This is a genomic window from Nesterenkonia sp. AY15 (assembly GCF_022565855.1).
Classification (GTDB): Bacteria; Actinomycetota; Actinomycetes; order Actinomycetales; family Micrococcaceae; genus Nesterenkonia.
The window spans coordinates 1-13,589 of the sequence record NZ_JAJOYV010000012.1 but is presented as its reverse complement, the minus strand read 5'-3'; the positions used below and the strand labels follow the sequence as shown (position 1 = coordinate 13,589).

General features: G+C 60.2%; 9 protein-coding genes and 1 pseudogene. 8 read left to right on the top strand and 2 right to left on the bottom strand.

Annotated elements, in window-relative coordinates:
* The first annotated feature begins 16 nt into the window (after positions 1 to 16).
* From coaE to LSI54_RS12455, 7 genes are all read left to right on the top strand, one after another.
* The gene (gene coaE / locus LSI54_RS12485; protein WP_274617647.1) at positions 17 to 631 is read left to right on the top strand and encodes a dephospho-CoA kinase; all 615 of its coding nucleotides are present in this window, start codon (positions 17 to 19) and stop codon (positions 629 to 631) included.
* A 9-nt stretch (positions 632 to 640) separates the two neighbouring features.
* Positions 641 to 2,788, top strand: a complete 2,148-nt coding sequence (gene uvrB / locus LSI54_RS12480) for an excinuclease ABC subunit UvrB (protein WP_241478521.1) — start codon at positions 641 to 643, stop codon at positions 2,786 to 2,788.
* 115 nt (positions 2,789 to 2,903) lie between these two features.
* Positions 2,904 to 4,277, top strand: a complete 1,374-nt coding sequence (locus tag LSI54_RS12475) for a polysaccharide biosynthesis tyrosine autokinase (protein ID WP_241478520.1) — start codon at positions 2,904 to 2,906, stop codon at positions 4,275 to 4,277.
* Positions 4,278 to 4,280: 3 nt separating this feature from the next.
* Positions 4,281 to 4,901 carry an arsenate reductase/protein-tyrosine-phosphatase family protein gene (locus tag LSI54_RS12470; protein WP_241478519.1) on the top strand — a complete coding sequence of 207 codons (621 nt, stop codon included), beginning with the start codon at positions 4,281 to 4,283 and terminating at the stop codon, positions 4,899 to 4,901.
* A 634-nt stretch (positions 4,902 to 5,535) separates the two neighbouring features.
* Entirely contained in the window at positions 5,536 to 7,062 is a 1,527-nt protein-coding gene (locus tag LSI54_RS12465; RefSeq protein ID WP_241478518.1) for a sugar transferase, read from the top strand.
* A gap of 62 nt (positions 7,063 to 7,124) precedes the next feature.
* Positions 7,125 to 8,174 carry an NAD-dependent epimerase/dehydratase family protein gene (locus tag LSI54_RS12460; RefSeq protein WP_241478517.1) on the top strand — a complete coding sequence of 350 codons (1,050 nt, stop codon included), beginning with the start codon at positions 7,125 to 7,127 and terminating at the stop codon, positions 8,172 to 8,174.
* 91 nt (positions 8,175 to 8,265) lie between these two features.
* The gene (locus LSI54_RS12455) at positions 8,266 to 8,994 is read left to right on the top strand and encodes a WecB/TagA/CpsF family glycosyltransferase (protein ID WP_241478516.1); all 729 of its coding nucleotides are present in this window, start codon (positions 8,266 to 8,268) and stop codon (positions 8,992 to 8,994) included.
* A gap of 471 nt (positions 8,995 to 9,465) precedes the next feature.
* On the opposite strand, the gene LSI54_RS12450 is transcribed toward LSI54_RS12455, so the two are convergent.
* Complete coding sequence (locus LSI54_RS12450) at positions 9,466 to 10,350, bottom strand: ATP-grasp fold amidoligase family protein (RefSeq protein ID WP_274617646.1); 885 nt, start codon at positions 10,348 to 10,350, stop codon at positions 9,466 to 9,468.
* 1,190 nt (positions 10,351 to 11,540) lie between these two features.
* Positions 11,541 to 12,590 carry an IS110 family transposase gene (locus tag LSI54_RS12445; RefSeq protein WP_241478514.1) on the bottom strand — a complete coding sequence of 350 codons (1,050 nt, stop codon included), beginning with the start codon at positions 12,588 to 12,590 and terminating at the stop codon, positions 11,541 to 11,543.
* A gap of 369 nt (positions 12,591 to 12,959) precedes the next feature.
* Between LSI54_RS12445 and LSI54_RS12440 the strand changes: the two are divergent.
* Positions 12,960 to 13,444 (top strand): annotated as a pseudogene (locus tag LSI54_RS12440) (IS110 family transposase); the annotation flags it as partial.
* Between the last annotated feature and the right edge of the window lie 145 nt (positions 13,445 to 13,589).

Below are 13,589 nucleotides of genomic sequence, written 5' to 3'. Positions count from 1 at the left end.
CATTTACACTCAAGGGATGCATCGAATCCTCTCAGTGGGCCTGACCGGCGGGATCGCCTCGGGCAAGTCAGCGGTCTCGAACCGGCTGGCTGAACATGGCGCCATCGTGATCGACGCCGACCTCCTGGCCCGGGAGGTGCTCGAACCCGGCACCGACGGGCTGCACGAGGTCGTCGAGGCCTTCGGGCCCGGCGTGCTCACCGACTCTGGAACCCTGGACCGGGAGGCGCTGGGCCAGATCGTCTTCGCCGATGAGGACGCCCGCGCCCGGCTCAACGCCATCGTCCACCCCCGAGTCCGCGAGGCCCGCAATGCGCTGCGCGCCCAGGCTCCCGAGGGTGCCGTGGTGGTCGAAGACATCCCGCTGCTGGTCGAGACCGGACAGGCGGACCGGTTCGACGTGGTCGTGGTGGTCGCCGCGCCGCCGGAGCAGCGGCTGAACCGGATCGTCCGGGACCGCAACACCAGCCCCGAGGACGCCCAGGCGCGCATCGACGCGCAGACGTCTGAGGCCGAACGCACCGCCGTGGCCGACGTCGTGCTGGACAACTCCGGGACCCTCGAGGCGCTGCACGCTCAGGTCGATGAGCTGTACGAGAAACTCCGCGGGCGGGTCACCGCCCAGCAGTAGCATTGATCTATGAGTCTCGCTCAGAAGATCAGCCGCACTGTCGCCCCCTTTGAGGTCATCAGCCCCTTCAAACCCTCGGGTGATCAGCCGAAGGCGATCGCCGAGCTGGTGGAACGGATCGAGGGTGGCGAGAAGGACGTCGTGCTGATGGGCGCCACCGGCACCGGCAAGTCAGCCACAGCGGCCTGGCTGGTCGAGCAGGTGCAGCGGCCCACGCTGATCATGGTGCAGAACAAGACCCTGGCCGCGCAGCTGGCCAATGAGTTCCGCGAGCTGCTCCCGAACAACGCGGTGGAGTACTTCGTCTCCTACTACGACTACTACCAGCCCGAGGCCTACGTGCCGCAGACGGACACCTTCATCGAGAAGGACTCCTCGGTCAATGAGGAGGTCGAGCGGCTGCGCCATTCGGCCACCAATGCGCTGCTGACCCGGCGGGATGTGGTGGTGGTCGCCACCGTCTCCTGCATCTACGGCCTGGGCACGCCCGAGGAATACATCAAGCAGATGGTCGCGGTCGAGGTGGGGGAGAAGATCGAACGCGATGAGCTGCTGCGCCGCTTCGTCGGGATGCAGTACGCCCGCAATGACACCGACTTCCACCGCGGCACCTTCCGGGTCCGCGGGGACACCGTAGAGATCATCCCGATGTATGAGGAGCTCGCGGTGCGCATCGAGTTCTTCGGCGACGAGATCGAATCCATCTCCACCCTGCACCCGCTCACCGGCACCTTGGTGCGCGAGGAGGAGGAGATGTACATCTTCCCGGCCAGCCACTACGTGGCCGGTGATGAGCGGATGGCCAGCGCCATCACCCGTATCGAGGACGAGCTGCGCGACCGCCTGGCCGAGCTGGAATCCAAGGACAAGCTGCTGGAGGCCCAGCGGCTGCGGATGCGCACCACCTATGACCTCGAGATGATGCAGCAGATGGGCTTCTGCAACGGCATCGAGAACTACTCCCGGCACATCGACGGGCGCGGCCCCGGTTCCGCCTCGCACTGTCTGTTGGACTACTTCCCGGATGACTACCTGCTGATCGTCGACGAGTCCCATGCCACAATCCCGCAGATCGGCGGCATGTACGAAGGTGACATGTCGCGCAAGCGCACCTTGGTGGACCACGGGTTCCGGCTGCCCTCCGCCATGGACAATCGGCCGCTGAAGTGGGACGAGTTCCTCGAGCGCATCGGACAGACGGTCTACCTCTCCGCGACCCCGGGCCGCTATGAGCTGGACCAGGCCGATGGTGTGGTGGAGCAGATCATCCGTCCCACCGGCCTGGTGGACCCGCAGATCGTGATCAAGAAGACCAAGGGTCAGATCGATGACCTACTGGGGGAGATCCGCACCCGGACCGCGAAGAACGAACGGGTGCTGGTCACCACGCTGACCAAGCGGATGGCCGAGGACCTCACTGAGTACATGCTGGAGAACGGCATCAAGGTGGAGTACCTGCACTCCGATGTGGACACGCTCAAGCGGATCGAGATCCTGCGGGACCTGCGCCGCGGCGTCCATGACGTGGTGGTCGGGATCAACCTGCTCCGCGAGGGCCTGGACCTCCCCGAGGTCTCGATGGTGGCGATCCTGGATGCGGACAAGGAAGGGTTCCTGCGCTCCACGACTTCTCTCATCCAGACCATCGGCCGTGCCGCCCGCAACGTCTCTGGCGAGGTGCATATGTACGCGGATCGGATCACCGATTCCATGCGCCGCGCGATCGATGAGACCGACCGCCGCCGGCAGCGCCAGATCGATTACAACACCGAGCACGGGATCGACCCCACCCCGCTGCAGAAGAAGATCGCCGACATCACCGACCAGCTGGCCCGCGAGGATGCCGACACCGCCGAGCTGCTGCAGGGGATGGGTGGCCTGGCCACCGGTTTCCAGTTCGGGAAGGGCCACCGCGGTTACACCAGCTTCGACAGCGAGGACGGGGAGGACAGCACCGGGAAGAAGCGCTCCGGCAAGTCACTGGCGGCGCAGACCCCGGCCAAGGACCTCACCGACCTGATTGCCCAGCTCACGGCCCAGATGCATCACGCCGCCGAGGAGCTCAACTTTGAGGTGGCGGCGCGGTTCCGGGATGAGATCGGGGAGCTGAAGAAGGAGCTCCGGCAGATGCAGAACGCCGGCCACGATCAAATGTGACAGATGCGTGCTACGTCTCAGATCCTGAATTCGTTCAATCAGAGTCTGAGTTTTTGCTGTGAATCCCTTATGCTGACGTAGGTCATATCAGTGGGACTTTGGGGGACAGCAGTACGTGGAATTGCGTGAATATTTAAGGATCCTCCATCGCGGATGGCTGATCATCGTGCTGGCGACCCTCGCCGGGATCGGTGCCGCAGCCACGTACTCGATGCTTCAGAGCCCCCAGTACGAGGCAGGGACCAGGGTGTATGTCTCGACGGATTCCGCGTCTACGGTGGCGGAGCTGGGCCAGGGCAACACCTATACCCAGCAGATCGTTGAGAGCTTCGTCCAGGTGACCACGACCCCGCGCGTGCTCCAGCCGGTGATCGATGACCTGGGGCTCCAGCAGACGCCGGCCGAACTTGCAGGATCTGTCGCCGTGTCCACTGACCCCAATACGGTGCTCATGCAGATCACCGCGACAGATGAAGACCCCACGCTGGCAGCCGATATCGCGAACTCTGTGACTGAGAGCCTGATCGGCGTGGTCGGGGAGATCACGCCAGGTTCATCCGGTGAGGACAGCCCCGTCACCGTGGAAGTTCTACAAGAGGCCGTGGCCCCAGAATCCCCCGTCGCTCCTCGGATACCGCTCAACCTCGCTCTCGGTCTCATGGTCGGGATGGCCCTTGGCGTGGGTATCGCGGTCCTCCGCGAGGTGCTGGACACCAAGATCCGCGGGGAGCATGACATCTCCGCGATCACTGACACTCCTGTTCTGGGCGGGATCACCTATGACCCCGAGGCCCAGAAGCGTCCTCTGGTGGTCCAGGTCGACCCGAAGAGCCCCCGCGCCGAGTCCTTCCGAACCCTGCGCACAAACCTCCAGTTCCTGGAGGTGGGAGAATCCAGGCGCAGCTTCGTGGTCACCTCGTCCATCCAGGGTGAGGGCAAGTCCACCACAGTCGCCAACCTCGCCATCACCATGCAGGAGGCGGGTCAAAGGGTCCTGGTGATCGACGCCGATCTCCGCCGGCCCAGAGTTGCCGATTATTTCGGTCTTGAAGGCGCGGTAGGTCTGACAAATGTGCTGATCGGCAAGGTGGACCTCGCAGACGTCGTTCAGTACTGGGGTCCCCATGACCTTGCGGTGCTTCCCGCCGGAGACATCCCTCCGAACCCCAGTGAACTTCTCGGTTCGCCCAGCATGGACGCGCTGCTGCGTTTCGTGGAGGACCAGTTCGACGTCGTGCTGATTGATGCGCCTCCGCTTGCCGTCACAGACGCTGCAGTGCTCGCCACCCGTGCAACCGGCGCCATCATGGTGGTCGCTGCCGGAAAGACCACCCGTCAGCGGTTCACCAGATCCATCAGCTCCCTGGAGAGCGTCGGAGCCAAACTCTTCGGCGTTGTTCCCACCATGCTCCCCACCAAAGGCCCTGACGCCTACGGCTATGGCCTCTATGGCTACGCGTATACCTATGAAGAAGATGGAAAGGCCTGAGCGATGTCGGACCCCTTCCGCATCCTCGTGGTCTGCACAGGAAACATCTGCCGCTCCGCCCAGGCCGAGCAGCTTATCCGCGCCACGGTTGCCGAGAGCTTCCCGGAGCTTGAATCGGTGATTGTGGTGGAGAGCGCCGGAACAGGAGCCTTGGTCGGGTCCGGTATGCCCGCAGAGGCCGCGGCGCTTTCCGCGCGCCATGGTGGGGCTCCCGCGGACCACGTGGCGCGCCAGCTGACGGCCGAACACGTGAGAGCAGCAGATCTCGTCCTAGCAATGGCGGCCAAGCATCGGAGCGCGGCGGTGCGACTGCTGCCTCGCGCGTCACGGAATACCTTTATGCTCACCGAGTTCGCGGCGCTACTGGAGAGCGCGGAGCAGAATTCCCTGCCGCCGACGGTGGAGTTCTCCTCTTTGGACGCAGCGGACAAACTCCGAAGCGCAGTGAAGTGGGCATCAGCGCGCCGGGGCTTCCTAACCCTAGAGGGTGGGGCTCCAGCTGACGTGGTTGACCCATACCGACGCTCGGAGGAGACCTACGCGGAATCAGCGCGCCAGATCGTCGAAGCGCTCGATCGCACCCAGCGAGCCGCGGTGAGCCTGGCCCAGCGAGTCAGCGCGTGAGCGGCACGACGGGAACCCACGGTTGCAGGCGTGCTGTGGATGCCTCCGAAGATGTCGGACCTAACCCCAACGCCGCCGCAATGCAGAACGCGCCACGCCTTCTATCAGTCGCAAGTGACACCGTGGCCTCGCGTTCTGAAGGGGGCGTCTGTGATGAACGTGGATCTCTCGAGCTCACCATCGACGGAGATGAGACTTGGGGTGCGGCATACTCCTCCGACGAGGGTTCGGGACGCCGACACTGGGAGTCAGGGTCTGAGTACACAACCGTCCAGTCTGTGATCGTCTCGGGAGCTGACTCTGAACCACGGGAGGCCAGCTCTTTTGACACTGCAACTACCTGGTCTCAAGACGACCAAGTGGTGGCTAACTCGGGCCTTGGGGACCCCCATGATCCATCCGGGATGATCTGGGGTGGCGAGACAATCGCGGGGCCCTGTGACGCGATGACTCGGGTGGCGGCCACCGGAGGTGTCGCCTCCGTGGTCTCCCGTAACGGATCGGTATGGAATGTTCCGCCTGACAGCACCGAGTGGTCTCAGCCCGGTGTGAGCGCTGTTGTGGCGCTCAGCGGCTTCGATGGGCGATGGGTCGCGGCGGTCGATCCCCGAGACCTTCGAAGGAGTTTCAATTGATGAGCGCCACAGAGGCTCCGGACATGCACGTCACCCACACCGGCATTCAGACTGTGACCGAGGGCCACTTGCCCCGTCGAGTGTGGCAGAAGCGGTATGCAGCGCGTCTGCTCACTACTGACTTCATTGTCCTTGCGCTCGTCATCGGCACCATTCAACTGTTCTGGCTTGGCTTCGACGACACGGCAAACTTCGGCTTTCCCGCAAGCTCGGGAAACGAGTATGGCGGGGAGGTCAGTTATGGGATCGTTTCCGGCGCGATACTCATTCTCTGGATGGTCGTTCTCGTTTCGGTGGGAAGTGTTGACTCTCGAGTGATGGGAGTAGGCCACACCGAGTATCGCAAGATCACGGACAGCGGAATCGGTTTGTTCGCCGCGGTCGCCACCATCATGTTTCTTCTCAAACTCGATGTCGCTCGCGGCTACCTCCTCCTTACCTTCGCAATAGGCATAGCGGGGTTGCTGTTCGCTCGACTGGCCTGGCGCCAGTGGCTGAAGAAACACCGCACCCGGGGGGACTACTCAAACCAGGTTGTGCTGGTCGGGTCACGCTCGTCGATCCGCCACATCGCGGATGAATTGGCGAAGCAGCCCTGGGCCGGTTACAACGTGGTTGGGGCCGCTCTCGCACAAAACCCTAAAGATAGTGGCGTGCTCGCCATTGGCAATGTCCCGGTCATCAGTGATTTCGACGGTGTCCGCGAGGCCATGGAATCTATCCGAGCTGACACGGCGATTATTACAGGCGCCGACCACCTGGACCCGCAGAGAGTTAGGGAGCTCAGCTGGGAGCTTGAGAAGGGCGAATACTCCCTCGTGATGGCACCCAGCCTTACCGATGTCAGTGGTCCCCGAATTCATAGTCGCCCCGTGGCAGGTCTGCCGCTCATGCATGTGGAAACACCGCGCTACACGGGTCTACGGGCAGCGATGAAACGATCCTTTGACGTTGTCGGATCTCTGCTGATCATCGTTCTCCTGGCTCTGCCGATGGCCGTGGTGGCGATCATGGTCAAAGCAACCTCCGCCGGGCCTGTGTTCTTCAAGCAACAGCGGGTTGGCCTAGATGGAGAAGAGTTCCGGATGTGGAAATTCCGGTCGATGCGCAATGATGCAGAGCAGCTCCTGGCTCAGCTGGATGCGGCGGATCGAATGGACCCGGGGAATGTCCTGTTCAAAATGAAAGACGACCCCCGGATTACGAACGTTGGCCGTTTCATCCGCCGCTACAGCATTGATGAATTGCCCCAGGTGTTCAATGTCCTGATGGGCAGCATGTCACTGGTTGGTCCCAGGCCATCACTTGCGCGGGAAGTTGCGCAGTACGAGCATCACGTCCACCGCCGGTTCTTGGTCAAACCAGGGATCACCGGGCTTTGGCAGGTGAGCGGGAGATCAGACCTTCCGTGGGACGAGGCCGTGCGCCTTGATCTCTACTACGTGGAGAATTGGTCACTTACAGTCGACTTCGCCATCTTATGGCGAACAGGAAGAGCGGTTTTTCGTGGCGCCGGGGCGTATTAATGCGATAAGGTGTGATTTATTGTCAAGTTGAAGAACTTATTGCTACAGGATGGAAGTCAAGAGTGCGAGTACTAGTCACCGGCGCGGCCGGTTTCGTCGGATTTCATGTTTCCAAGAGATTCCTTGAAGAGGGTCACGAGGTCTTTGGAGTCGACAACCTGAGTGATTATTATGACAAGAATCTTAAGCTAATGAGAAAGTCCGAGCTGGACATGTTCGACCGGTTTTCGTTTGCCAAAGTAGACTTGGTGGACTATGAAGACCTTATGAGGGAACTCGGTGATTTTGCGCCAGACATTGTTCTACACTTGGCTGCCCAAGCCGGTGTGCGTTACGCGCTAGAAGCACCACGCGAGTATGTTTCATCGAACCTTATTGGCACGTTCAACGTTCTGGAGTTAGTCAGAGAGCTTCAACCGCGTCACACCCTAGTCGCGTCCTCATCATCCGTTTATGGCGGAAATGCAGTGCAACCTTACGCCGAAGTCGATCGCACTGACTTCCCTATGTCTTTCTATGGGGCCACGAAAAAAGCCACGGAAGACATGAGTCATTCGTACTCACACCTATATGATCTGCCGATCACGTGCTTTCGCTTCTTCACGGTTTACGGACCTTGGGGCCGTCCGGATATGGCACTCTTCAAGTTCGCCGACTTGATTACTTCTGGGCAGCCCATCGAGGTCTACGGAGATGGACTGATGAAACGTGACTTCACGTACATTGACGATCTGGTAGAGGCGATCTCCAGGTTGGCCACCGTTTCTCCGCGTGCAGGTGAGTATGCCCTGAGCGCTTCAGGCGACTCAATCTCGCCCGTTGCACCCTGGCGGACCGTGAACATCTCCGGCGGACGCCCTATTGAACTCCGCAAGTTCATCGAGATCCTTGAAGATGTAATGGGAACCACGGCGCAGAAGATATTCAAAGCGCGTCCGAATGGCGACGTTCCCGAGACGTTCGCAGACTATCGCTTGCTGGAAAGCCTTACCGGTTTCCGACCTGGAACACGTCTTGAAGACGGCATTTCAGCGTTCGTCGATTGGCACAGTCGTTATAGGGGGTCTCAAGATGCCTCAAGGAGTTTGGAAGCGAATATCCTTGGGGCCTGATCTCGAGCCGCGGACTGTTGTGCTCGGCGGCCTGCCCACGGTACAGACCACCCGCCGCCAACTCGCTCAGCTGATGGTGAGAGACGCGGCGGTGAACCATGAATCAGGGGGACAGGTCCCTCCTAAGTTGGTTTTCTCCTCCAATGGACAGGGCCTCGCACTGGCTGGGAAGGATGAGCAGTTTCGCACAACCATGATGGAAGCTGACTGGATTCACGCCGACGGGATGCCTGTGGTGTTGGCTTCGCGCTTGACGAAGACTGTTCTACCGGAGAGAGTCTCCACCACTGATTTCTTCCACGATGCTGCGGAAGCGGCCACCGACGCGCGGCTCAGTTTCTACATGCTCGGTGGCACCGAGACACAAAACTCAAGGGTAGTAGCGGCCGTACGGCGTCAGTATCCCAATTTGATGATTGCCGGCGCTCATCACGGGTACTTCGAGGATGAAGACTCGGCGGCTGTCTGTGCCGACATCCGCGCCAGTGGTGCAGATGTCTTGTGGGTCGGTCTTGGGAAGCCCCGGCAGGAGCACTGGAGCGTCATGAACCGTGAACTTCTGGCCGGTGTCACGTGGATAAAGACTTGCGGAGGGCTGTACTCGTTCCTTACTGGTGACGCACCCCGAGCCCCTAAGTGGATGCAGGCCACGAGCCTGGAATGGTTATTCAGAACCTCTAAGGACCCTAAGCGACTGCTGGCACGCTATCTTGGAACCAATCCAGTTGCAGCTTATCGCTTGATCCTGCATAGCGAATCCAGCGTAAGTCGTCGCGTGCGCGCTTGGTCGAAGCGCACGGGAGCACGGGAACCTATTTAGGATGCATGCGATTTTGTGGGAGGCCCATTTCGGAATGTGCCGTGACCGCTGAAGTCACTCACCGTTCAGCGGCGTTGCTAACTATGACCGGGCTTCTCGTTCGCAGAGCAGTCAATCGGAGAGGACTCCGGGCTAATCCGGCCGATTCTCGGGAGAAGATTTATTTAGCAAGCGTCTTGGGATTCAGAAGCTAGTGACGGTGTCGACCAACTGACCTCTGATTAGTCTTGCAGTCTAAGCGTCGCATCATCGCAAGTGTTCCGATCCCGGACACCAATGGCGTCGCATGCGTGTCAAGGACGACCATATCCGAAGTTCCTTCCCTGCCGTCGCGGGCCTCGGCATGGGATTCCTCATCGGTGGCCCAGTCCGCCAGCACACGCAGGACGCGGACCTCTAGCCAACATTTTCGAGCGGGATGGTTGTCGGCTCGTAGGCAAGTTGCGTGCATGCTCGAGACTTGTATAGATGTCAGCGATTCGGCATAGGCTCCGGCAAGTTTAGCCAGTCGCCCCAGATCTTTCCCCACTGTCGCGGGTTGAAGTTCAGAAAGCCGCCCAGCGGGTAGAAGGTCATCTCACCAAAATACACTCGGTCGTTTGCCTCATACAGGTCCACCCGCACGTGCGGGTGGCCCTGGGATAACTTTCTGGCTATGTCCAGCATTTCGTAGAAGCGCTTGGGTTTGTCGGGAGCTACGGTGGAGCTCGGGTCTGGTTGCCAAAAGTCCATCCGTTCGTAGTTCGCATTAAAAAAATCGTTCTTGACTTTCCCCGACGCTCGATCTGAGATTACAAGAAGGGCCTTCACTTCGCCGTCGAAACAGAAGAACTTGTAGTCGCGCAATTGAGCCTCGGTAGCGTCCACGATGAACGGCTCGGCGATGATCCGGGGACGAAGGTCACGATACTGCGGCTCCCGCCCCGCGTAGAAATAGCTACGCCCCAGCGACCGTCGAAGCTTCGTCTTGGCCTTGTTGGTGTCGAGCACGCTCTTATTCGGAACCAACACCACCCCACCCGAATCATGAGTCGCCTTCAGGACGAAGGATTCAGGGAGAGCTTCGAAGTCAATTTCTTCTACGGCGTCATAGACACCCAATGTTGGTATGACATGCTCGCGGCCAATCTGGCTCGCAACCCGTTCCTTCACTTCATACTTGTCCACAAGAAATGATTGTGATTGATCGTGATAGTTAAGTTTAAGCCACTGGAGTTTTTCGTTATATGTTATTGGATGATCTAGGTTTAGTCGTCCACCTACGCGAAGTCGGTAAAGAAGCCTCAGATAGCTCTCGTCGTCCCAGTGTTTGAGCTTTTTATCGAGCCTTAACTTGTGGATTATTTTACTTTTCATCTTTGCGTGAAATGTCTTGATTTCGATGGTGTCCTACCTTCGTTGTTCCGCATCCCGATGTAGACGGGAATCTCTGTCCGTCAACTCCTTGAGGACGACTATAGTTCACAAAAAAGGCGACCCGGTCGACCGACTGCCACATACGTGTCCACACATTGTCGATTCACTCACATACTGAGGTTGCAGGTCCCTGCGGGGTTGAATCCCGGCCAGTGCGGCTTGCCAGCGAGTTGAACGTCGGAGGCCAACCGGATCACGGCCTCACCCCTGCGGGGCACCAACGAACAGCCAGAGGCGGGCCCGATGGATGGGCTTGTCAGGGATGGGGGTCGAGTCTCTCATGTACCCCTAAATGAGCGTGCTGCTGGTCCATAGGTTTGATAGGGCAATGGTGCGCACGCTGTTGTGGCCATTCGCGTGGAGATCCACTAAAGAGGCGAGACCGAATCAGTTGCGACGATTGTGTCGATCCTTGGCAGAAGTTGCAGGGCCTGGCACGGCAGTGCACCGGAGTTCTGACGGAAGTCGAAGCTCTATCGACTCCGAGCCTTGATCTCAATACCCGAAATCGGAGGCAGGACCGCAACCACGGACCCCAGGAACTCTCCGGACAGCGTGAAAAAAAACCGCGGGCAACCTGTCCTCCTACGCAGCAATTGCATCAACGACTGGGTCTCGAAGGGTGCGAGGTACCTGCCACTGTTCGCCGGCGAATTGATGATCGGGCTGTTATTCACGGGACGCGATTGCCTACGCGACCCATCCGCACCAGGGGCCGGCCAATCAGCGTCTGCGTCCGAGAAACTGCAACGAACAAGCCCCACTAGGCGCCATCACTTGCACGGAGGATCGCCACCTGGCACGGAGCCTGTCCGCTCGCTGATGTGTTGAGCACCAGACAATCGGATGTTGTGACAGTACTTGCCGGCGATCTTTCGCTCGCTGCTGGTGATGGGGCTGCGCCATTTTTTTGTGGCCGTTGAATGGGCTAACAACCTCGCGGTTCCGGGATCTCACTCCCGTTAGCTGTGAGACTTGATCTGGCTGGTCTGGGATCGGCTGGCAGAATGAGTGGTGTTGGCCGGTCCGGTCTATGGGCACGATCGTTTGCCCCCAGTCACCCCATGATCCGGGGGTGTCACCCAGAGACTGATCGCGGCGGAGCATGGATCGGTGATAGGGCCTCTGTGTCAAGAGTTGGCCGATGCGCCTGTGCTGAGGTCCTTGAGAATCTTGCGGTAGATGACATTGCTCAGCCTACGCTTGAGGGCCCTCCGAGCTTTTCGCGGGGTCTTACCCTCCGCCAGTTTCTTCAGGTAGTAGTCGCGGCCGAGACCTCCATGCTGGATCTGGCACACCGCCATAACGTGAAGCACCGAGTTCAACCGACGATTGCCACCAGGATTCAACCGCTGCCTCAGGTTGTCTCCACTGGAGGTATCTAAGGGAGCCGCTCCGGTATAGCTGGCGAAGTGGCCGGCCGAGCGGAACCGACGCACATCGCCGACCTCGCCTAAGATCTTGCCAGCCATGATCGTGCTGATGCACTGGAGCCCCATCAGTGAGGTGCCCGATGCCTGCAGTTCCTCAGCGATGCGGCGCTCGTAGTCATCCGTGAGCTTCTCCAGCCGGGCCACCTCACCGATCAGATCGCGCGCCAGATCCCGACGAGTCTGACCTATCGCAGTCGCGGGCCGCAGGCCCCTCAGTGCAGCTCGGCCCCTTGTCAGCGTCAGACCTCGCGGCACTCCACCAGGAATCAGGTCCCGGAACAGGTCGTGGAGGCGATTCAACGCTCGGGTGCGTTCACCTTGGAGCCCGTCTCGTTGGCGGGTCAGCAGGTCAAGAATCTCGGCGTGGTCCTCAGTCGCCACCGACCGTAGACCTTCGTGATGTTGAGCGACCCAGCCCACGGCTCGTGCATCAGCGGCGTCGGTCTTGCGGCCGCCGCCGGCGTGCAGGACTCGGGCCTTCATTGACAACGTGGAGGGCACATCGAGGACGTCATGGCCCTGACTCAGAAGGAACTGCGAGATACCTCGTCCGAGGCCCTGGGCACCTTCCACAGCGAAGAGGACATCCTCGAACCGTGCCGCCCACGCCAGAACGGCAGGGCCCGTTCCCTTGTTCAGAGCAAAACGACGGGTGGCGCTGGTCGTTTCATCGGTTTCCAGGGCTGCGGCGGTCAGTGATGATTTGTGGGGATCGACTCCGATGACATCATGATGAGCTGCTTCCACTCGTAGGGATATGAAGCTCCCTCGGTGGGCACTCTGACTTTGAATCACCAACACGCCTCTGTCGAACCACACCCAGGGCCGATCACGGTCAGCCAGGCACCCAATCAGTGAGCCAATCCCATTCCTGGGGCGGCAAGAGGCACGCGGACCAATGCTGAGCGTCACCATCAACACTACGAAGCTGCAGGCTCCCCAGTGCCGGCCGCTGTCCTATTTAAGACAAGTCAGACGCACGACGCTCCAACGCGGGATGACGGCGTTGAGTGCTTGTTTTCTAACGTGGACGCCAAGCATGACCCGCTCACCGACTGCCCTGGATAGTGCTGGGTTCGGACTGGATGACTGACTGCCGCAGGCGTCGTGTGAGCGATGGTGGCCAGCTTCGAAAGAGTGACGGAGAAACTCGTGGCCTGGGAACATCAAGACTTCGCGCTATTCATCGGCCTCGACGTGGGCAAGTCAGAACACCACGCCACCGCCAGCAGACCCCCCACGACGGGGAAAAGGTCCATGACAAACCTTTGCCCAAGGACGAGACCCGACTCGGGGAGCTCTTCACAGCCCTGACCGGGGAACACGGCGCAGCGCTGGTAGTGCTAGATCAGTCGGGCACGATCGGGGCTCTGCTCCTGGCGGTAGCCAAAGCCATACCTGCGATCGAGATCGCCTGTCTGCCCGGGCTCACTATGCGCCGGATGGCGGATCTGCACGCCGGATCAGCCAAGACCGATGCCCGGGACGCGTTCATCCTCGCCGAAACCGCCCGCACGATGCCTGCCGCATTGCGCTTGATCGCTGTCTCGGATGAACAGGTCGCCGAGCTCGCCGTGCTGGCCGGGTTCGATGATGACCTGTTGGGCTAGACGACCGTTGGGGTCTGCTGACGGTTCCGTTGACTTCTTGACTGCTATGAAAGCAGAGAGGATAGTCCCATGCCGAAGATCTACTCCGAAGAGTTCAAGGCATCCGCGTTGGAGCTGCTCGATTCCGGGATGACCC